The following is a 21,095-nucleotide window of genomic DNA, read 5'->3' as shown; positions in this document are numbered from 1 at the left end:
TCTAAAGGAAATTTAAAGTAGCTAATCTTGATACGCTTTATGACATAATTAAATTGCAACTAAGACATTTAAAGCACTTTTATAAATCGAAATATTAAGCATACCATTATCAATTTTTTGAAATTCTCCGTCTATTTGAGTTTCAAAATATGACTCATCGTTAGACGATAGCTGAAGTTTATTTGTTTGAAACATTTTAGCTTCTTTTAACCAAGCTATTTTTCTAAAAAGAATTAAGACTCCAAGCCAAAGCATCTTTGTCCTATTAATTTTTGAAATAATAAGTACATCTAAAAGCCCATCTTGTAAAGATGCTTTTGGAGTAAGACTAAGTTTATACCCCATTTCATTAGAATTAGAAACCATTATAATGAAAGGATCATCAAGACTGATAGTTTCATTGATATTAACAGATAAACATCTGCTTCTTTTAATATCTTTAATAGAGGTTATACATGCACCTAAATAACCGTAAAGGGTCCTTTTTTGAGAAGATTCATAATGTTTTATAACATTAGCATCAAAACCTATACCCATATTACTAAAAAAAGGTTTGTTATTAATTTGACCGACATCTATTTTAATAACATGTCTATTTTTTATTATTTCTAATGCCTTCCTTATTTTTTTAGGAATATTAAGATTTGAAGCCAGTCCGTTTCCAGAACCCATAGGTATAATTCCTAAAGGAATATTACTACCTACTAAACACCTCGCTACTTCATTTATAGTACCATCCCCACCACACGCAACAATTATATCAGCTTTTTCAGCGATTGAATCCTTTGTTAACTGGGTAGCATGTTTTTTAAAAGCAGATTGTTTTATTACTAGCCTATAAAGGCTGTCTATAAAAAATGGTTTTAATATAGTCTCTGTTATTGATGACTTCCCCTTACCTGCAATTGGATTAACGATAAAATGAATATCTATCATTTTACCATGTTTTTTAACTCAAGCCCACCATTTTGATACAAATAATCAGCCACTTGATAATTAGAGATTGTTGTTTTTAAAAAAACCTCATCTAAAGGCAAAACTTTTAAACTATTATCCATAGGGTTCCATTGATAGAAATTAGCAGTTTCTCCGTCACCTAAAACCATAACTTTGTCATTCTTCAAATAACCTAACTTTCTATAGTTACCCACAAATGCTCGTTCATCTTCAGGTTTCATATTTAAAATATTTTGACCGAATAAATTAGATTCATAATCCCAACCAAGCTGTGCAAATAACGTTGGAAACATATCTATCTGAGAACTTAACTTTGTGATTTTTTGAGGCTGAGAATCAGGTAAATTATAGATAAGACCTGGGATGTGATAATTTTGTATGTCTAACTCCCATCGTCCTGCGCTACTGGCGCAATGATCACTCATTATTACGAAAACCGTATTATTAAACCAAGGTTTAGTTTTAGCTGTTTCTAAAAATTCCCCTATTGCGTAGTCCGTGTATTTAATGGCTCCATTTCTTCCTGATCCTGAAGGTATGTCAATTTTGTCTTCAGGATATGTATAAGGTTTATGGTTAGATGTAGTCATCACAAAATCAAAAAATGGAATACCCGTTTTATATGCCTTATCTGCCTCTTTTAAAACCTTCGCATAAATATCCTCATCACAAACGCCCCAAGCATTCTCAAATGTTACTTCATCATCCTCAATATTGGTCCGAGTAGTTGTAATACTTTTATCCAATAAAAATCCACGCCCTCTGTCCACTATATTAAAACCGTTTCCTCCAAAATAAGTGTTCATATTATCAAAATACCCATCTCCACCGTAGAAGAAATTTCGTTGATAACCCTTCATTTTAAACACTTCCCCAATAGTAAATAGACCAGTATTATTCTTTCGTTTCACAATACTACGTCCTGGAGTTGGTGGAATTGATAATGTGATTGCCTCCATACCTCTTACTGTTCTAGTGCCCGTGGCAAATAGATTAGTAAAAAATAAACTTTCTTGTGCTAATGAATCTAAAGTCGGTGTTATGTTTTCGTCGCCACCGAAAGTTTGTAAATACTTAGCACTTAAACTTTCAATGCAAATAAATATTACATTCGGTTTTTGCTCATTTTTAATACTATCGGTATTTATTACAGTTCTTAGAATTTCATTTTTATTGGGATAAAGAATAGTTTCCCCTTTATTTTCAAAATCGCTTCGTATAATTTCAAAAGCCTCCTTCTCCGGAATTGTTTTATAAAATTCAGAATAAGCTAGCTCATTATTTCTAAATGCCGCAAAAAATGAATAAATACCAGCTTTTGAAAGTTCATTATTATAGCGGTTAATAGACCATTCCGCTTGATCGTTGGTTATTAAAAAACTACATATAAACACAATTACAAACCATGGTAAAGCTGCAAATAGCTTATTCTTAAATAATGTTTCATTTTTAAATGTTGATTGTAAAAACCCAAGTTTAATAGTTGAAAAAACGGTCAGAAAAACTAAAACAAGTAAAGACCCTATTAAAATAGGAAGTGGATATGATTCATTAATATTTTTAACAACTTCATAGGTGTAAATTAAATAGTCTACAGCAATGAAATTATATCTTCTTTGAAATTCGTCCCAAAACGTAAATTCTCCGAAAAATGAAAAATAAATAATAAGAACCCCTAAAGAAAAACCAAAAAAAGTGATTATTCTGTCTACTAAACTACCATACCATTTAACAGGGAAAAAAATTAAATAAATTAAATAAGGGATTGTAAAATAGGACACTGTACCAATATCAAAAAACAACCCTACGACAAAAGTCTTTATTAAATTGAATACGTTAGAATCTACTTCTCTAAAATCCCACAATAAAAAGCTTAACCTTACCAAAAAAGAGAAAGAAAGAAAAATAATAACAAAAACTTTCAATAAAGAAAATCGTTTTGGAAATAATTTAGACCACATTAAAATTTAATTTGTGGTTAAAAGTAGACTTGAAATCTAAAGAAATTTTAAAGTTTCAGAGTACATTGTTTCTTATAAAAAATTGGTAAATTCATTACAAAATCACTAAAAATTCATAATATTATTATTACACTTTATTTTATACAACCTTAATTATACCAAAATGATAATTAAATATTACCACACTTTTAAGTAGAATAATAATTAAAAAAGAGTATCATTAATAAAAATTTCCATTATTTAAGAGTTCGGCTACATAGTATTTTGTAGCTATCCTAAGCTTTAATCGTTTTCTATTTTTATTCTTTTTTGAAAGCGATAGTCATCTTTAGGAATTATAATAAGTTTTCCATTTTCTTTAAAAAGCAACCCAAAGAGATTCCCTTTATCAATAATTTCAAAAATGTACTTTCTATCATGAAGCGTATTTTTTTCGAATACACTGTAAATTGTTGCCGAAGGGTATTTTAGAAAAACTTTTTGTACCAAATATGCAGGAATATCTTCATCATTAATTTCTATTTCAAATGACTCAAATTCTCCTTTTTCCGTATAATATGCGGTCATATAATTGAACTTTTTCATATAAAAAGTAGCCACCCAATCTTTGTTTGGTCCTTCTTGCCAAATAACATCTTTTGCGCCTAAAAACTTTTTAGAAAAGGCTTCGGAAGTTACCTTAGGTACTGTTTGTAAACAAGACTGAAAAAAGGATAGGAAAAATAAAATCAATACTATTAAAAATGGTTTCATATTATATTTACTATAGGTTACTCAGTAAATATAGCGGTGAAATCTAAAGAGGTCTTAAAGAGAATCTAAAGTAATTCTTTACCATATTTTAGTTAAAAAACACCTTTTTTCAATGAAGATATTATCACAATTAAAATATTAAACATATAAAAAAAGTGGTCAAAACAATTGTCACGACCACTTTTAGCTAAACACTCAAAACTCAAACTATGAAAAAACCTATTTCGTATCTTCTTTATTAGTCTCTTTTAAAATTTCCTTTTTTAAAACTCTACCATTAGTGTCAATTACTACTTCCAATTCTTCCTCTCCCATTTCTAATTCAAACTCATATACCGAGCCATCTTTAGTTTCAGAAATTTCTGCTTCTTCAATTTCATAATCTGAGAATTCGGTTTGCAAAGTTGTTTTTATATTTGCTGGGATAGATTTCTTTTTAATCTCGTGTTCCGTTTCTTGCCAAGTACCATCTTGTAAATAGTTAGCAGAATACTCTATACCTTTCATTTTGAACTCCCCTTCCCATTCAGTGTCACTTTCTTTTTCCCATTTAACCTTCTTTATATTTGGGAATTTTTTAGCAAAAGCTTTTCTTACCTTTTGTGGGGCATCGTCAATTGTACCAAAAGCGAAAATACCCATTCCAATTACTGTTGCAAAAAGCGCTGCTCCTAAAATTTTTAATTTTTTCATCATTATTTCATTTTAATTACTACTTATATATTTAATCATATGGTAAATGTAATTATCAATTCTAAAGATGATTTAAAGCAATTCTTAAGCAAAACTCAATTAACAAAACTATGATATATTGGCATATAACACTTTAAAAGCGATATTTCATTCCTACCCTAATAATTTGAGTTTCGTAGTAATTCTCATAAAGTGCAGTAAACCCTACGCCATCTAGTTCTTGTCGAATACCAAATGTGTTGAAAATATCGGTTGCTGCAAGAGTTATTTCTCCTTTATTCTCCCAAATATTCTTTTTTAGACCCACATCTACCGAAGACCTACTTAATTGTTCTCCTTGAGGAATATTTTTGGCAGAATAATACACACCTGTTAATTGTGCAGAAATATCTAAGGGTAGTAGAAACTCACTAGTTAGTTTAGCATCCCAAGCCGCATCGTTTGATTCATCAATGGAAAATGATCTTTCAAAAGGAAACAACAACGTTCCTTGGTATGCCTCTATAGCATTAATATACCCATTAAAACTTGCCGACACTTTAAAAGTATTTGTGATATCTTGACTAAACAACAATTCTATACCTGTATTTGTGGCACTACCCGTATTTTGATAAATTCTATTGACAATATCATAATCAGAATTAGAATTATCAATACTATAAATACGTTGATATTGGTCTTCTATCAACCTATGATAAAGTGCAGAAAACAACGAACCCCTACCCCATGAGTATTTATGGGCAAGTTCAAAGGCATCGGTTAATTGTGGACGTAAATATGGGTTACCGACTTTTAATAGTTCTGGATCATCATATTTAGGGAATATTCTTAGCTCTGGTTCTCCTGGACGATCAATACGACGATTATAAAAAGCTGACAGTTTATTGTTATTATTTAATTTATAAGTGAAACGAACACTTGGAAAAAGTTCAAAATAATCATAATCATCGTTGTTAGGATAATAGATATTAGTGGGATCTAGATTGTAAAACACTTTGGTTTGTTCTGCTCGCAAACCACCCTCAATATCATATTTTTCCTTTTCCAATAAATAGTTTACATAGCCTGCATATAAATTTTCGCCCCAATCAGAAAATGTTCCTAGACCCGGATAAATAATAGAACTCATGCCAGGTGTTATGGTATAGTCTACTGGCAGTCTTCTTACACGAAGTTTTGCACCTAATTCAACACGCCCATTTTTTAGAGGGCGAACATAATCTGCTGAAACACTTGTTGTATTTTCAATGGCTTTAATATTGGTCTTATCTCTTCCTATCCTCACAGCAGAACTATCATTTAGTGAATACGTTTCATCTTCTAAACCTTGCGTGTATTGTGCATTTGTACTTAATGTATGCCCTGGTTCCTCAAAATTATGTCTGTAGTTTACGCTACCGCTTATATACCTTGTAACCTCATTCTCTTGCCAATTATAAAATCTGTTTCTTTGATCATTGTTTAAATTAATGAATGCTACCTGCGCCGTATCAATATGCTTTTCACGATCATATAATCCTGAAAACGTAAAGCTGTTATTTTCATCCAAATCATAATCAATCCCTCCTTTTATTATGGATCTAAACTGCTTTCTGTTTTCAGGAACCTGAGAAACAATATTACGTCCGTCAGCATAATTTCTAGTGGTAAATTCATTATTAGGCAACGCTTTCTGCGCAATAAATTCTGACTGTAGAAAATAATTAACCTTGCCCTTTCTATAGCTTAAGTTTACACTGGGAATAAGTTTTGGATTTACAGAAAAACTTCCAAGGTCAGTCTTAGTGTCTTGTCTTCGTTTTCCTATTGCCCCTAAGCCAAAAGATAATCCAACATCACCATTTAAACCTGCTTGTTTTTCTTTTTTATAAATGATATTAATAATTCCAGCAAAACCGTTGGCATCGTATTTCGCAGAAGGGTTATTAATAATCTCTATTTTTTCGATATTAGAAGCCGGAATGCTCCCTAAACCTTTTTGATTACCAAAGCCTGTTAAACTACTCTGTTTGCCGTCAATTAAAACAACCACTTTATCACTCCCCCTTAATACAACCTTCCCTTCTTGATCAAAAGCGACTCCAGGCATAGTTTTCATAGCATCAAGAACAGATCCACCAGATTGAGCAATATTGTTTTCTAAATTAAAAGACTTTTTGTTTAAATCGGAATTTGTAGTGGACTCTTGACCTATAACCTGTACCTCTTCTAGAATTTCTGCACTAGGGGTAAGTTCTATTTTCCCTAAATTAAAAACATTATTTAAACCACCAGCCACCAAAGTTTGTTGTGCTCCCTTATATCCAATATAAGAAAAATAAAGTTCATATTTCCCAACCATAAGCCCTTGTATGACAAACCTACCATCCATATCCGTAATTGTCCCTGTAATTAATTTATTATTATCAAAATTATGAACAGAAACATTAACGAACGGAATGGATTCTTTAGTTTCCGAATCGAACAATTGACCACTTATGTTTATGTTTTCCTGGGAATAAACGAATGTGGAACCTAAAAACAATAAGATGTAAAAAAGTTTATTTATCATATAGTCTTTGAAAATGTATGTCTATAAAACACAATTGAATTTAAATGTCGTTTTTATTCTTTTAAATTGCTTAATAACAAACCTTCTAATGAGATTAGAACCTTTATTGATTTGCTATCCTGCGAAATTTGAATTTCATAAGCGGAAGTATTTAAAGTTTCCAGTAGTTCTACTAGCTCAACTTTATAATTAGGAAATTCCTTTGTCAGCGTATTCTTTGCAACTAAAGTCATCTCTTGAAATGCAATTTTATGTTCTGATTCTACCCAATTACCATTTTCCAAAAAAATAGCTGAATAATCATTATCCTGCATTTTAAATTCAGCCTCCCATTCATCTAATGATTCTCTTTCCCAAAAGACATCTGTTGCCATCGGAAACTTTTTAGCAAACGAAATTTTCACTTCTTTAGGAGTATTTATTAGGTATATAAATAGCAATAACCCTCCAAGGATAATAATACCGATAAAAACTCTTAAAACTCCTTCCATATAAATTAATTGAAAGAGCAAAAATAGGTTCGAATTCTAAAGTAAACTTAAAGTTGTAATATGATAGATATTTAGTTTAAATTCAGAATCTAATACTAAAGGTGTGGGTACCATCAGCAAATTGATAACTTATTTTAAATTTATATAATTGACAGATTTTATGTACAATTGCTAAACCTAATCCAGTAGATTTAGCTAATTCAGACTCTCTATAAAAACGAGAATATAATTTCTCAGGATGCTCTAATGCTTTTGAACCTTGATTTGAAATTGAAATTATTTTGTTTGATGTTAAAATTTTCACAATACCATCTGGATTACTATGCTTAAGCGCATTTGAAACCAAATTATTACATAATACCTCTGCTAAATATGGATCCATTTTAACCAAAGGCGAAGTAACATCTCCTGATATTTGAATTTGTACGTTTGATAATTCTTGAAAGTTTTTAACGGTTGCTCCAATGCAATCATACATATTTACACTTTCAAGATTATCGAATTGGTTATTCTCTATTTTTGTCAATAATGTAAGCCGTTTGTTCATTTGAGTTAACCTCTGAATATCTTTTTGTATAGATGTCAAATGTTTGAACTGATCATCATTTAAATCTTCGCCATTAATAATATTTTCAATTTTTGCCTGAATAATGGCTAATGGGGTTTGAAGTTCATGCGAAACATCTTCTGTATAGTGCTTTAGGTTCTTATAATCTGAACGTACCTTGTTTATTAAAATCTCAACTTCGTCTTTTAATTCTGAAAATTCTATAATTTCACTATCAACCAATGGAATAGGTTTATCGGAAGTAATGGAGAAGTTTTTTATGGCCTCTAAATTGGTAAAAAAAGGAAGCCATAATTTTTTATTTCGTGCTTTATTGAAGTAAAATAAAAACACAAATACTAATAGAATAATAGTCATATAAGATAATATTATGGCTATTAATATATCTTCGGATTCAACGATTAAATTTCTAACTGTAATCTTATATATTTTTCCTTTAATTTCTTTAAAACTAGATAATTCGCGAAATTCCTCCATTTCATTTTGCGATGGGTCATAAATTATAGTATCCTTTAATATTTCTGGAGAAATCAAATTAGCATAAGTAACTTCAACCAAAGGTGATAAAGAAAACATGACTTCATTCTTGGTAAGTGATGCTTCAACTCTTGCCGTAGTAGAGTAAAGTTCTTCTTCCACCTCGGAGCGCATTAAATTTTTCACATAGAAATAAAGAGCTATAGTACTAATTAGCATCAATAGAAAACTTATCCAAAGAAAAGTTCTTGATGTTTTTCTTATTAGTCTTATTTTTTTTGCTTTTCTATTCACTTTAATCTTCTATAAATTTATAACCACTACCATAGGCTGTTTTAATATACTTTGCTCCTTCGCCTGTCAATTTTTTACGTAGATTATTAATATGCACATAAATAAAGTCAAAATTATCAGCCAAATCACTATTATCACCCCACAAATGTTCAGCAATAATTTCTTTTGATAATACTCTTCCCTTATTGGTCATAAAAAAGACCAATAAATCATATTCTTTCCGTGTCAACCCCAAAGATTTTCCGTTAACAAAGGCAGTTCGCGATTTGGTATCAACTTTAATTTCATTAAAAGTTATAGTGTTGTCTCCACCATATTTACCTCTGCGTAGCACCGCTTTAATACGTGAATTTAATTCTGCAAGATGAAAAGGCTTAGTAATATAATCATCTGCTCCTAAATCTAGTCCGTCCAATTTATCATCTAATGAATTATTTGCAGAAATGATGATAACTCCAGATTCTTTCTTATTCTTTTTTAAAGTTTTAAGAATATCCAAACCACTCCCAGTAGTTAAATTGATATCTAATAGAATTAAATCATATTCGTAAAGATCAACCTTATAGATTGCCTCTTTAAAATCAGATGCTACTTCACAGGTATTACCATCTTTTTCCAAATAAGTTGCGATAGATTGCTGTAAAGAAATTTCGTCCTCGGCTATTAATATTTTCATCTCAAGTAAATTTAAGTATAAAACTAATATTTGATTCTAAGGAAATTCTAAAGTATTTTTTCCTTTACCTCAAACTTTAAAATTGCTTAAGATTTGTTCCTTAAATTTATATATGCCAAAAAAACTCAACCAACTCGAAGCCACAGCGATTTGTGGCAATGATATTAGTTCCTCATGTTTATATGTTTCTGCACTTGCCATTGTTTATGCTGGGCAATATGCTTGGATTTCATTATTAGTCGTTGCTGTAGTACTGTTTTTTTTTAGAAGAATTTATGGTGAAGTGGTTGGTGCATTGCCGCTTAATGGTGGTGCTTACAATGCTTTACTAAATACCACCAAAAAATCTACAGCTTCTTTAGCAGCTTCCTTAACCGTATTATCATACATGGCAACAGCTGTAATTTCTGCAAGTGAAGCCGTAAAATATGCACATAGTATTTGGAATGTCATTCCTGTAATTCCTGTTACCATCGGTTTGCTTTTGCTATTTATGGGATTGGTAATTTTAGGTATTGGCGAATCGTCTAAAGTAGCGATTGCTATATTTCTATTTCACTTATTATCACTTACAATTCTTTGCGGATTTTGTTTCTTTTTCTTATTTAAAAACGGAACAGAAACTTTGTTTTCAAATTTTAATACACCTGTAAAAGGAGGTATAATAACAGCTTTGATTTTAGGATTTTCTGCAGCAATGCTTGGCATAAGTGGCTTTGAAAGCTCTGCCAATTATGTGGAAGAACAAGAAAAAGGGGTCTTCCCAAAAACTTTACGCAATATGTGGATTGTGGTGACTGTTTTTAATCCGCTCATTGCATTTTTGGCACTCTGTCTTATACCTATTTCTACCGTTGTAGATAACCAAGATGCACTATTATCCATAATGGGGAAAACTGCAAGCGGCAGTTGGTTATCGCTTTTAATTGGTATAGATGCTGCGTTGGTTTTAAGTGGTGCCGTACTTACCTCATTTGTTGGTGTGGGCGGTTTAATGAAGCGTATGGCTTTAGACAGAATACTGCCAAAAGTACTTTTGAAGAAAACGAGAAAAGGAAGTAATTACCTAATCTTTATCTTGTTTTTTGGGCTTTGTGTTTCCATTTTACTGATTACCCAAGGTGATTTGGCAAAACTTGCTGGTGTATATACTATTGCATTTTTGTCGGTTATGATTTTATTCGGGATAGGAAACCTATTACTGAAGGTCAATCGTTCACGATTGCCAAGACCCGAAAGGTCAAGTTGGCTAGGTTTATTTATAGGTGTTATTGCAGTTGCCGTTGCAATTGTTGGTAATGTGATTTTAAACCCGCAATATCTGGCCATTTTTATTGAATACCTTATTCCGACATTGGCAGTTGTGTACTTTATGCTCTATCGCACATCTATTTTTAGAGTTTTTCTGAAAATACTGGATTACGTCTTCCCCGAAAAAAATGCAATTTTCGTAAGATTGAATAAGTCAATTAAAAAAGCCTTAAATACTATAAACAGACAACAATTCGTCTATTTTACCAATCACGATGATGTTTCGATTTTAAATAAAGTACTCTTGTACATTTCGGAAAATGAATCTACAAAACGCATAAAAATTGTAACTGTTTTAGATGAAGGGGATACTATCGCCCCAAATCTTAAAAGTGATATTGAAACACTAGATAGAGCATATTCATTGATAAATGTTGAATTTATTATAGAACCGGGTGTTTTTGGGCCTGAAAAAATCAAGGAACTTTCGAAACGTTGGCACATTCCCACTAATTTTATGTTTATAGCTTCACCAGGTCAAAAATTTCCATATAAGATTCAAGAATTAGGAGAGGTGCGGTTAATTATATAAAAACTTGGACTAAAAATGATACATAAGCTATTTACAGAATTCAGAACACTTTCTATGATTGTGATTATAATCGTCATTACAATTCTGATAGCCGCTATTTTCAAATGGCTTTTAAAACACTTTGTAAAAAAATCTCTTATAAGCCATCACAAAGACCTCACAGGTTACTTGTTTATTAATCACATTGTCACCGCAGTAATTTACATAATAGGTATAGCTGTTGCGCTAGTCCAAATTCCTGAACTCAAACTGATGGGACACTCGTTACTTGCAGGTGCTGGTGTATTGTCCCTAATTGCTGGTCTTGCTTCACAACAAGCATTGAGCAATATAATGAGTGGTATTTTAATTGTGATTTTCAAACCTTTCAGAATCAATGATAAAATAACTATAAGAGGCTCTTTTACGGGTACGGTAGAAGACATTAACCTACGGCAAGTAGTGATTAGAGATTTTGAGAATAATAGAATCATTGTTCCCAACTCTGTGATAAGTAGCGACCTTCTCGTAAATGCACATATTGGCGAAGAAAAGAATTGCAGAATGATTGATATTGGTATAGGCTATTCTTCTAATGTTGAGCGGGCTTTGGAAATTATGAAAGAAGAAGTTGCAAATCACCCTTTACATATTGATGGTCGCTCGACTGAAGACATTGATAATAATGTACCACTTGTCACTGCTAGAGTAACAGCTTTAGGCGATTCATCAGTAAATTTAAGAGTCTGGGCCTGGGCTAAAGATTCTAGCGATGGTTATGTTATGATGTGCGATTTATTGCAAAGCATAAAAAAGCGTTTTGACACAGAATATATTGAAATCCCTTTTCCCCAGCGAACCATAACCTATTCTAAAAATGATTAATTATGGAAATTAAAAACACTAATCATATTTATAAAAATGAACTCAAACCTTCAGATAGATTAGCCATTTGGATAACTGATAAAATTGGCACAATTGGCTTTTTTCTCATTATTTTTTCTTGGACTGTTATTTGGTTAGGATGGAATATGTTTGCTCCTACTGATTTACGATTTGATCCTTATCCCGCTTTTGTTTTATGGCTGTTTATATCTAATATGATCCAAATACTCTTAATGCCGTTATTAATGGTCGGCCAAAATCTTCAAGCTAAACGGGCTTAAATTCGTGCAGAAAATGATTACAATGTAAATATTAAAGCCGAAAAAGAAATTAAAACTCTTTTAAATGAAATTAAAGAGTTAAGGAATATGGTGGCTAAACTATCTAAAAACGGTTAAAGATTAGTTCTTCAATGTAAGCTTGAAATTGAATAACATATGTGATACTAGCGCTTCTTTAAGTATTCCATTTTCATAAGTATAACTATTGGTGTGGTGGTTACCAGGATCTGTTAATTGATAAATAGATGCACCAAGGCTTTCAATATTCTTGTTTATTCCTTCTAGTTCTGCAAAAACACTACTGACTTTTTTAGGTTCGTCAAAATAAAGCATCGTAGTTGAGTATGTTATTGGTGAATTGATTTGAGATGTTTTGCCATTATGACTTATGTAATAAACACCATTTTTAAGAATAGTTGTAGATTCATCATTAATTGTTCCATTTTTTTCAATCTTGTAATGACTAGATTGTAAAATTCCATCTATAAATACTACAGTTAATGAAGTTGATATTTGCGTTTCCCCAAACAGATGAATTGTGTCACTACTGTTAGCGGTATAAGTTATGCTATTTCCAATTACAGTTTTAACCGCTGTTAAATTACCTATAGAATTCCCAGCTACACTTAAATCATAGTTAAGTGTAACATTTTGCGCTATAACTAAAAGACTGTTTAGGATTAAAATAACAGTAAGCAAATACTTCATGTTAGAAAATTTTTAGTTTTTCTTTTATTTCATACATACGACTCATAGTAGCCTCATATCCTATATCAAAGAGCTCTTCAGATTTTTTTACGTCAAACATACTGTATCTAAAAGATTTTTCGATTTCAATAGCTACATTACATTGTTTAAAACGATGTTGCATTGTTCCCCAAATAGCAAGCTGCAAGCACCGTTCTGCCATGTTTCTGATTCCAACAACGTCCGTCCTTGTTTCATGAGGACAAACACTAACACCAATTATTTTTTCGCAGTTTTTCAATAATGGTTCTACGGGAAGGTTGTTAAGCAAACCTCCGTCTACATAAGTATTACCATTAATTTTAACCGACTTGAATAACAATGGTAATGCACAAGATGCTGCCAATACCTCAATTAATTTGCCTTCAGAAATAATTTCAAATTTTCCAGAGTTGATATTAGAAATACAAACATGTAATGGCAGTATTAAATCTTCAAATTTATGAGCATTCAAATGATTGTTTAAAAAATCTTTAAGGTATGTTAATTCGGTTAGTCTTTTATTTAAGAAGCCTATTTTAAATATTTTTAAAAACGCTTTTTCATGTGAAAGCTTTAATATTTCAGCAGGTTTATATCCTGCACAGTAAAGAGATCCTATTATGCTACCTGCACTTGAACCAGAGATTCTATCAGGAAAAATACCGTTATCATTCAAAGCTTGTAATACGCCAATATGTGCTGCTCCCCTTGCTCCACCACCAGAAAACGCTATTCCAATTTTATCCACCTTGCTACTTTTTAGTATTTATTTTCTTCATAATATCTTCCATCATCTCCACTTGTATTTTCTGAATATTGAGTAATTCTTGTTGTTGATGAATAATAAGATGGTCCAATTTTTCGTGCAAAGTTCTTATTTCCAATTCTGCCTTCAGATTAATCATATAATCTTGTTTGGCACGTTCTCTATCTTTTTCCTCTTGCCTATTCTGACTCATCATAATGACTGGTGCCTGCAATGCAGCCAGACATGATAAAATAAGATTTAATAATATAAATGGATAAGGGTCAAAACCTTTATTGGCAAGTAGTACAATATTTGCTGTAATCCAGATAAAAATAATCAATGAAAAGAGAATAATAAATTTCCAACTCCCTCCAAAAGAGGCTACTTTATCTGCTAACTGCTGCCCAAAACTGCCTTTTGCTTCTTCATTTTTAGAAAGCGAGTTAGCGGTAATCAATTCTTGTTTTTCTATACTTGCTAATACATCTAGCTCTAGTTTTGATAGTTCTCCAGCTTCATTAAGAAGGTAGTTTTCTAGATATTTTTGTCGATACCGATTTAATTCGAAAATTGCGATTTTACTCTGTTTGTTAAAATCAGGGTGTTCAATTTTAATATATTCAAAAATTGAAGGGCGAATATTCTTAGCCAAAATAATTTCTGATTCTGGGTATTCTTTGTTAGATATATTGCTCTTAAATATTTTCATTTTTACTAGTTTTAAATGTCTTAACTTTAAACTACAGTTTTTCTTTTGATAAATCTAAATATCATAAAGACAACAGCCAAAAGTATCAAACCGCAAATAATATAAAACTCGATTTTTTGAAATCGCTTTAAATAGTTGATAATAATTTCTCCAAATGCTAGTCCAAGAAAGGTAAATACCGTTGCCCAAATTAATGTGCTAATGATGCTATATTTTAAAAATGTTACCTGCTTTATATTTTGAGTGCCTAAAACCAATGGGGTTGCAACACGCAATCCATATAAAAACCTATAGCTAACCAAGAATAAAGTTCTATGCTTTTCAAGTTTCTTATGAACGACTTCTATTTTAGTTTTCCACCTTGGTCTATTCGTTAGTATTTCAGCTCTGTTTTTTCCTAAGTTAAAATATATCAGGTCTGATGATATTGTTGCTATTATTGCAATACCAATAACCAACCAAATATTCAAATAGCCGTGTGATGCTGCGATTACTGCTGACAGAAACACGAGTTCTCCTTCGATAAAAATTCCGAAGAAAAAACATGAATATATCCATAAATAATGCAACATAATTATTTATTTTCCTTTATTTTATACGGTCTTATAATCAACCCTAACGGTCTATCATAACTGATATAATTTGAAAACCAATCTACAAAAGCGACCAGTTTATTGCGAAATCCAACCAGGGAAAAAATGTGGATGAACATCCAAACAAACCAAGCAAACGTGCCTTGAAATTTCCACTTAGGTAGATCGACTACCGCTTTTTTTCTTCCTACGGTTGCCATGGTACCTTTATCTTTATATGTAAAAACTTCCATAGGTTTTCCAGAGGTATACCTAATGATATTCTTGGAAAGCAACTTTCCTTGTTGCTGTGCCACAGGTGCCAACATGGGCAATCCTTTTGGATTTTCTTCGATGACATGTGCTGCCACATCGCCAATGGCGAAAATTGTGTCATAGCCTAAGACTTGATTATACTCGTTTATCGATATTCTATTTCCACCTACGATAACATCTTTGGACAAACCATTGATCGGGGCCCCTTTTACACCTGCAGTCCAGATAACGGTATCAGTTTTAAAAGTGGTGTTATCATCCAATGTAATGGTACTTCCGTCATAATCGTTAACTTTTGCATTTAGAAATACATTTATTCCTAACTCCTTTAAATAAATTTCACTTTTCTCCGAGGCATTTGAAGACATGACCGACAATAATTTTGAAGAAGCTTCGTAAAGGTTAATACTCATCTTGCTCACATCTAAACCTGGGAAATCTTTTGGGATTACATAACGTTTCATTTCCGCCAATGCCCCTGCAAGTTCAATTCCAGCTGGACCGCCGCCAACGATAGCTATATTTAGAATTTCATCTAAAAGCTCCTTCTGATTATCTTCCATAGCTTTCTCAAGATTCTGAAAAATAAAACTTCTTAAATTGAGTGCATCGGGAATTGATTTTAATGTGAGAAGTTTATCCTTTACAGGTTCAAAATTGAAAAAATTGTTTTGGCTACCTGTAGCGATAATTAAATAATCATAAGAAATTGCTCCTGCAGTTGTAGCAATTGTATTTTCTTCCGAAGACACAGAAAACACCTCTGCCATTCTGAAACTTATATTTCTATAGTTTCTAAAAATTCTGCGAACAGGGTAGGCTATACTTGCCGGTTCCAATCCACCCGTTGCCACCTGATACATTAAGGGTTGAAAGTTATGATAATTATGCTGATCTATGATCAATACTTCTACCGGTTTGTTCTTAAATGATTTTGCCATCGCAATACCTCCGAAACCTGCACCTATGATTACTATTTTGGGTTTTTGAGCCATATGTTGAATTCTATAAGTAATGACATTGAATTATATATACTTTAAACTATTGTACTCCCAAAAAAATGACCTACCAAAGCTGTTAAAACCATGGCTACAGTTCCCCAAAATGTTATTCTAAATATTGCCTTTTTAATACTGCTTCCACCAACTTTTGCAGCGATTGATCCCAACACGATAAGGAATATAATGGCAAAACCATATTGCAAATATTCCATTTTGGATATTGAACCGAACACGGCAACCAAAACTGGCAACAAGCCACCAAAAGTAAAGGAAGCACCAGAAGAAAGCGCTGCCTGCAATGGATGGGCTTGGGTTATTTCATTGATTCCTAATTCATCACGTGCGTGTGTCTCCAAAGCATTATGTGCGGTTAATTCTGTTGCTACCTGAAGTGCCAAGTTTTTAGAAAGTCCGCGTTTTTCGTAAATACCAGCAAGTTCCTTTAACTCCTCTTCGGGCATTTCTTCGAGTTCCTTGCGTTCTCTTGCCAAATCCGCTTTTTCAATATCGGTTTGCGAACTCACGGACACATATTCTCCTGCTGCCATAGATAAGGCACCTGCTACCAATCCTGCCACACCTGCCAAAATAACAGGTTCTCTTGTGGTGCTGGCAGCTGCCACACCGATAATGATACTTGCGGTTGAGAGAATGCCATCATTAGCACCAAGGACTGCCGCCCTTAACCAATTGCCTCTGTGTCCGTAATGCCGTTCAGTAATCATACAATAATATTACTCTTTAATAATTTTCAAAATTATGGGTAAAACAATAAGTAATAACGGCAATGCAAATGCCAATCCACCAATAACAGCAATAGCCAAAGGCTGGTGCAGTTGTGCTCCTGCCCCGATACCCAAAGCAAGGGGAATCAAGGCCATTACGGCAGCGAAAGCGGTCATTAATTTTGGTCTTAGCCGTGCTGCAATCGAATATTCTATTTTTTCCTCGTGGCTCAATGAGCCATCGCTTTCCTGATATTGACGATAGGTAAAAATGGAGTTCTCCCCGATGATGCCCACAATCATGATGATACCCGTATAACTGCCCACGTTCAAGGGTGTTCCTGTCAAGAAAAGACTCAAAAGCGAGCCTGCCACACCTAAAATGGCGATTACAATAATTGACAATGCAATCTTTATTTTTCGGAATAGAAATAGAATGACAATGAACACCAATAATATGGCGGACACCAAAATCATCAATAGTTCTTTAAATGCCTTTTGCTGATCCTTGTAAGCTCCTCCATATTCTATACTATAACCGGAAGGAAGGCTGATGTTCTGGGTCAATTGGGTTTGAATATCCTTCAAAGTAGAACCCAGATCCCGATTGTTCAACCTCGCCGTGACCACGCCCATCGATTTTTGGTTCTCTCGGTTGATCTCGGCCACGCCCTTGCCCATTTCAATGGCAGCTACCTTATCGATAGGTACGCTTGACCCGTTCGGAAGTAGGATCGCGGTGTTCTTAATATCCGAAACCGAAGTTTTATAGGCATCGGGATAAATCAGGCGTATATTTACAATTTGCTCCCTATCAATCATATTGCTGACCACAGTCCCTTCTATTTGGGTCTGTAACTGCAACTGAAAATCGGCAGGGGTCATCCCGAACTGAGCCAAAACAGGAACATTTGGAATCAGTGAAAGGGTGGGCCCAGCGACAATCAAGCCGTCATTGACATCGGCGGTACCGCTGACCTTTTCTATTTCCATGGCAATTTCTTGAGATAACATTTGCAGTCGGTTTACATCATCGCCGAACACTTTGACCTCTATGGGTTGTACCGATGACATCAAGTCTCCCAACATATCTCCGATGACCTGCCCAAAGTCAATAGTCAGTTGAGGAACCACCTCTTCTATACGAAGGCGTATTTCATCCGAAACCTCCGTAGTAGTCTTGCTTCGCTTGTCCTTTAACTTTATCAAATAATCCCCACGGTTTGGTTCGGTAATAAAAAAGCCCATTTGCGTGCCTAATCTGGCGGAATAGGCATCGACCTCCGGTTGGGTGTCCAATATACCGTTGACAATTTGTAGCATGCGGTCGGTTTCCTCCAGGGTCGTACCTGCGGGACTATTGAAATCCAACACTATGCTTCCTTCATCCATTTCGGGCAAAAAACCTGAAGGCAATTTGGACGGAATGATTACGATAATAGCAATGCAAAGCACCATAAATGCAATGCCGATAATGGGTCTCTCCAGAACATTATGAATCCATTTCGTCTTTGGTTCATGCTTTCGTTTCAGGGATTTTTTCCTTGTAAATAGAATGGATAATACGGGAACAAGTAGCCACGTAACTAAAAAGGAAGCCGTCAGCGCAATAATCATACTAAATGCCATAACTTGAAAATAGGCTCCGGCCACACCCGTCATCAAAATAAAAGGTATGAATATGACCAACGTACTCAAAGAGGAACCAATCATTGCCGGGAACAAATGACCAATGGCCACTCCCGCAACCCAACTCATTGGTTTGTCATCGTTTTCTTCACGGATTTTATGGATCTGTTCGATAATGATGACCACATCGTCGATCATCAAACCAATGGCTGCGGCTACCGCCCCCAAAGTCATTATATTGAAGGTGTAACCAATAGCATTCAGCACAATCAGCGTAAGGGATAAGGAAACGGGAATGGTAAATAGCACGACCATACTTGCCGAAAAGGAACGCAAAAAGAAAATCACAACCAATAAAGCCAAGGCCAGCCCGATCCAGAGAACATCCTTAATACTTGCGATGCTCGTTGTAACAAAATCGGCCTGTTTGTAGTACGGTTTTAAGCTTACCCCTTTCGGTAAAATGTTTGCCAGTTCAGCCACCTTTTGCTCGATGGTATTGTTGACATCGATAAGGTTGGCATTAGGCTGCTTTACCACTGCGATTATCGGGACGTTCTTGCCGTTGGCCAGTATCTTTACGTATTCCTTGACCTCATTGACCTTTACATCGGCAACATCTTTCAAGCGAATCAGGCGATTGGGACTATTGATGATGACCAATTCCTGCAGATCGTTCAGGTCATCGACCGCATTGTCGGTCAGCGTAAGGTACATACGGTTGTAATCGGTAATGTACCCATTGGATTGCAATAAATTGGAATTGACCACGGCATTTTGGATGGCCGAAATAGAAATGCCCAACGATTTGATGATATCAGGACGTAGCTCTACCTGATATTCCTTATCCTTGCCACCGATCACCGCGATATCGGAAACGCCCGGCGTAGCCGCGAGATATGGTTTTACGGTATATTTGGCGATTTTTTTCAGATCCACTTGAGAAAGTCCCTCGCCTTCCAAGGAATAGCCCATAACCGGAAGTATGGACGGGTTCATCTTTTCCACCGAAAAAACGGTACTGGATAGAATGCTACCCTGAGATTGGTTGATAAAGGATTCGATCTGCGATTTGGCGGTATTGATGTCGGTGCTCCAATCCACAAAAACGGAAATCTCACAACTTCCCCGTGAAGTGGTACTTCGTATATATTGCAGCCCTTCGGTACGTCGAATGATGTTTTCCAACGGAATGGTTACCGTGGTCATCATCTTGTCCACCGGTTGTTGTCCGGCATCTGCGATGACCTTAATCTTTGGAAAGGTTATATCAGGAAAGAGACCGGTTTTGAGATTTTTGTAAGCAAAGATTCCACTGATTAAAATCAGGATGCCAATGGCCAACAGCGGAAATTTATATTTGGAGTGTATGTTGTTCATTGTTTCTGTACGCTTACGATGGTCGAATCTTGCATTTGATAACCGCCTTCGGTAACGACTTTATCCCCTAATTGCAATCCTTTCGATTGAATCTGTACCAGCGAATCGTTCTTTAACCTAGGGATTACGGGATGTTTTATGACCATCGAATCATTGGTCAGCTTGAGCACCCAATATTTGGTCAAGAGTTCATTGGTCTGTACGGCGGTTTTCGGTACGGCCATCGCCTTTGCATCCTCTCGATATACCATGCGAACCTGTACATTTAGGTTTTCGGGTAGGTCTTCGTTGGGAAGGGCGATCAAAAAGCTTTGGGACTGGGCCACGGGATCGATGGTCGGCAAAGTACCGGTAATCTTGACGCTAATGGTCTCCTCGTTCTGAAAGAAAATATCGCATTCGGAACCCACGGTTACATAATCCTCATACTCATAGGGAACATTGACCTGAACGACTAAGGATTCAGGCCGCACCACGGTGGCCAAAACATCCCCTTCCGCCACATAATCGTTGGCCGTCACGTTCAGAACGGTAATTACGCCAGAGGCATTGCTCTGGATACTCTGGGGCTTTACGAATTTCGAAAGGCTACTATCGATTTTTACCGCTTCCTTCAGGGCATCCTGTTCCTTGGTTCGGACGGTGGCAAAGGTCTGTCCGGTTCGAATCTGGTCGCCGATTTTGTAATTCATCCAAGAGACATAGCCCGTAACATTGGAGCGGATATTTTCCTTTTTTTGGAATTGAGTGACCCCGTTGAACGTCAGATATTCCTTTATATCATGCTGCTGCACCTCGGCCACCTGAACGCTGATAGGCGCCTTTTTTTCCGAAGTGGTGTCCGCTTTGTTTTTACAGGACCACGCTATCAGGAAGACCATGAAGATCGGGAGTTTTATTAAGTATCTATGTTCCAT

Annotated in this window: 19 protein-coding genes; 3 read left to right on the top strand and 16 right to left on the bottom strand. The window is 34.6% G+C overall.

Translation table 11 applies throughout. The annotated features are described in order from the left end of the window. Window positions 1-48 precede the first annotated feature (48 nt). From B2Z27_RS10550 to B2Z27_RS10515, 8 genes are all read right to left on the bottom strand, one after another. The gene (locus tag B2Z27_RS10550) at window positions 49-936 is read right to left on the bottom strand and encodes a diacylglycerol/lipid kinase family protein (RefSeq protein ID WP_286813619.1); all 888 of its coding nucleotides are present in this window, start codon (window positions 934-936) and stop codon (window positions 49-51) included. Beyond that, window positions 933-2,738, bottom strand: coding sequence for an LTA synthase family protein (locus B2Z27_RS10545; protein WP_349677505.1), 1,806 nt, complete (start codon window positions 2,736-2,738; stop codon window positions 933-935). Before B2Z27_RS10545 ends, B2Z27_RS10550 begins: the two co-directional genes overlap by 4 nt. A gap of 462 nt (window positions 2,739-3,200) precedes the next feature. After that, window positions 3,201-3,671: a hypothetical protein gene (locus B2Z27_RS10540; RefSeq protein WP_286813617.1), complete on the bottom strand. Its 471-nt coding sequence runs from the start codon at window positions 3,669-3,671 to the stop codon at window positions 3,201-3,203. Between the two features lie 219 nt (window positions 3,672-3,890). Then, on the bottom strand, window positions 3,891-4,367 hold the full coding sequence (locus B2Z27_RS10535) for a PepSY-like domain-containing protein (protein WP_286813616.1): 477 nt from the start codon (window positions 4,365-4,367) through the stop codon (window positions 3,891-3,893). Between the two features lie 130 nt (window positions 4,368-4,497). Beyond that, complete coding sequence (locus tag B2Z27_RS10530; protein ID WP_286813615.1) at window positions 4,498-6,915, bottom strand: TonB-dependent receptor domain-containing protein; 2,418 nt, start codon at window positions 6,913-6,915, stop codon at window positions 4,498-4,500. Between the two features lie 53 nt (window positions 6,916-6,968). Continuing rightward, window positions 6,969-7,406, bottom strand: a complete 438-nt coding sequence (locus B2Z27_RS10525; protein WP_286813614.1) for a hypothetical protein — start codon at window positions 7,404-7,406, stop codon at window positions 6,969-6,971. Between the two features lie 82 nt (window positions 7,407-7,488). Then, on the bottom strand, window positions 7,489-8,613 hold the full coding sequence (locus B2Z27_RS10520) for a sensor histidine kinase (protein ID WP_286813613.1): 1,125 nt from the start codon (window positions 8,611-8,613) through the stop codon (window positions 7,489-7,491). Window positions 8,614-8,746: 133 nt separating this feature from the next. Next, window positions 8,747-9,421: a response regulator transcription factor gene (locus B2Z27_RS10515; RefSeq protein ID WP_286813612.1), complete on the bottom strand. Its 675-nt coding sequence runs from the start codon at window positions 9,419-9,421 to the stop codon at window positions 8,747-8,749. Window positions 9,422-9,533: 112 nt separating this feature from the next. On the opposite strand from B2Z27_RS10515, the gene B2Z27_RS10510 reads away from it, so the two are divergent. The 3 genes from B2Z27_RS10510 to B2Z27_RS10500 are packed head-to-tail and all read left to right on the top strand — an operon-like array spanning window position 9,534 to window position 12,409. Beyond that, on the top strand, window positions 9,534-11,264 hold the full coding sequence (locus tag B2Z27_RS10510; protein ID WP_286813611.1) for an APC family permease: 1,731 nt from the start codon (window positions 9,534-9,536) through the stop codon (window positions 11,262-11,264). Window positions 11,265-11,279: 15 nt separating this feature from the next. Then, window positions 11,280-12,128, top strand: coding sequence for a mechanosensitive ion channel family protein (locus tag B2Z27_RS10505; RefSeq protein WP_286813610.1), 849 nt, complete (start codon window positions 11,280-11,282; stop codon window positions 12,126-12,128). A gap of 2 nt (window positions 12,129-12,130) precedes the next feature. Beyond that, on the top strand, window positions 12,131-12,409 hold the full coding sequence (locus B2Z27_RS10500) for a DUF1003 domain-containing protein (protein ID WP_286813609.1): 279 nt from the start codon (window positions 12,131-12,133) through the stop codon (window positions 12,407-12,409). Window positions 12,410-12,529: 120 nt separating this feature from the next. Here the strand turns inward: B2Z27_RS10500 and B2Z27_RS10495 are convergent, their stop codons facing one another. The 8 genes from B2Z27_RS10495 to B2Z27_RS10460 are packed head-to-tail and all read right to left on the bottom strand — an operon-like array spanning window position 12,530 to window position 21,095. Next, window positions 12,530-13,117, bottom strand: coding sequence for a DUF6134 family protein (locus B2Z27_RS10495; protein WP_286813608.1), 588 nt, complete (start codon window positions 13,115-13,117; stop codon window positions 12,530-12,532). A 1-nt stretch (window position 13,118) separates the two neighbouring features. Further along, on the bottom strand, window positions 13,119-13,886 hold the full coding sequence (locus tag B2Z27_RS10490) for a patatin-like phospholipase family protein (RefSeq protein WP_286813607.1): 768 nt from the start codon (window positions 13,884-13,886) through the stop codon (window positions 13,119-13,121). Window positions 13,887-13,890: 4 nt separating this feature from the next. Further along, window positions 13,891-14,595: a DUF1003 domain-containing protein gene (locus B2Z27_RS10485; RefSeq protein WP_286813606.1), complete on the bottom strand. Its 705-nt coding sequence runs from the start codon at window positions 14,593-14,595 to the stop codon at window positions 13,891-13,893. Between the two features lie 26 nt (window positions 14,596-14,621). Next, the gene (locus B2Z27_RS10480) at window positions 14,622-15,167 is read right to left on the bottom strand and encodes a DedA family protein (RefSeq protein WP_286813605.1); all 546 of its coding nucleotides are present in this window, start codon (window positions 15,165-15,167) and stop codon (window positions 14,622-14,624) included. A 2-nt stretch (window positions 15,168-15,169) separates the two neighbouring features. Beyond that, entirely contained in the window at window positions 15,170-16,438 is a 1,269-nt protein-coding gene (locus tag B2Z27_RS10475) for an NAD(P)/FAD-dependent oxidoreductase (RefSeq protein ID WP_286813604.1), read from the bottom strand. A gap of 41 nt (window positions 16,439-16,479) precedes the next feature. Further along, on the bottom strand, window positions 16,480-17,169 hold the full coding sequence (locus B2Z27_RS10470) for a VIT1/CCC1 transporter family protein (RefSeq protein ID WP_286813603.1): 690 nt from the start codon (window positions 17,167-17,169) through the stop codon (window positions 16,480-16,482). A 9-nt stretch (window positions 17,170-17,178) separates the two neighbouring features. After that, entirely contained in the window at window positions 17,179-20,178 is a 3,000-nt protein-coding gene (locus B2Z27_RS10465) for an efflux RND transporter permease subunit (protein WP_286813602.1), read from the bottom strand. Next, window positions 20,175-21,095 carry an efflux RND transporter periplasmic adaptor subunit gene (locus tag B2Z27_RS10460; protein ID WP_286813601.1) on the bottom strand — a complete coding sequence of 307 codons (921 nt, stop codon included), beginning with the start codon at window positions 21,093-21,095 and terminating at the stop codon, window positions 20,175-20,177. Before B2Z27_RS10460 ends, B2Z27_RS10465 begins: the two co-directional genes overlap by 4 nt.

The organism is Maribacter sp. UBA3344 (genome assembly GCF_002362375.1).
GTDB lineage: Bacteria > Bacteroidota > Bacteroidia > Flavobacteriales > Flavobacteriaceae > Maribacter > Maribacter dokdonensis.
Note: the sequence above shows the minus strand (reverse complement) of the source record. Positions and strands in the feature narration are given on the sequence as shown.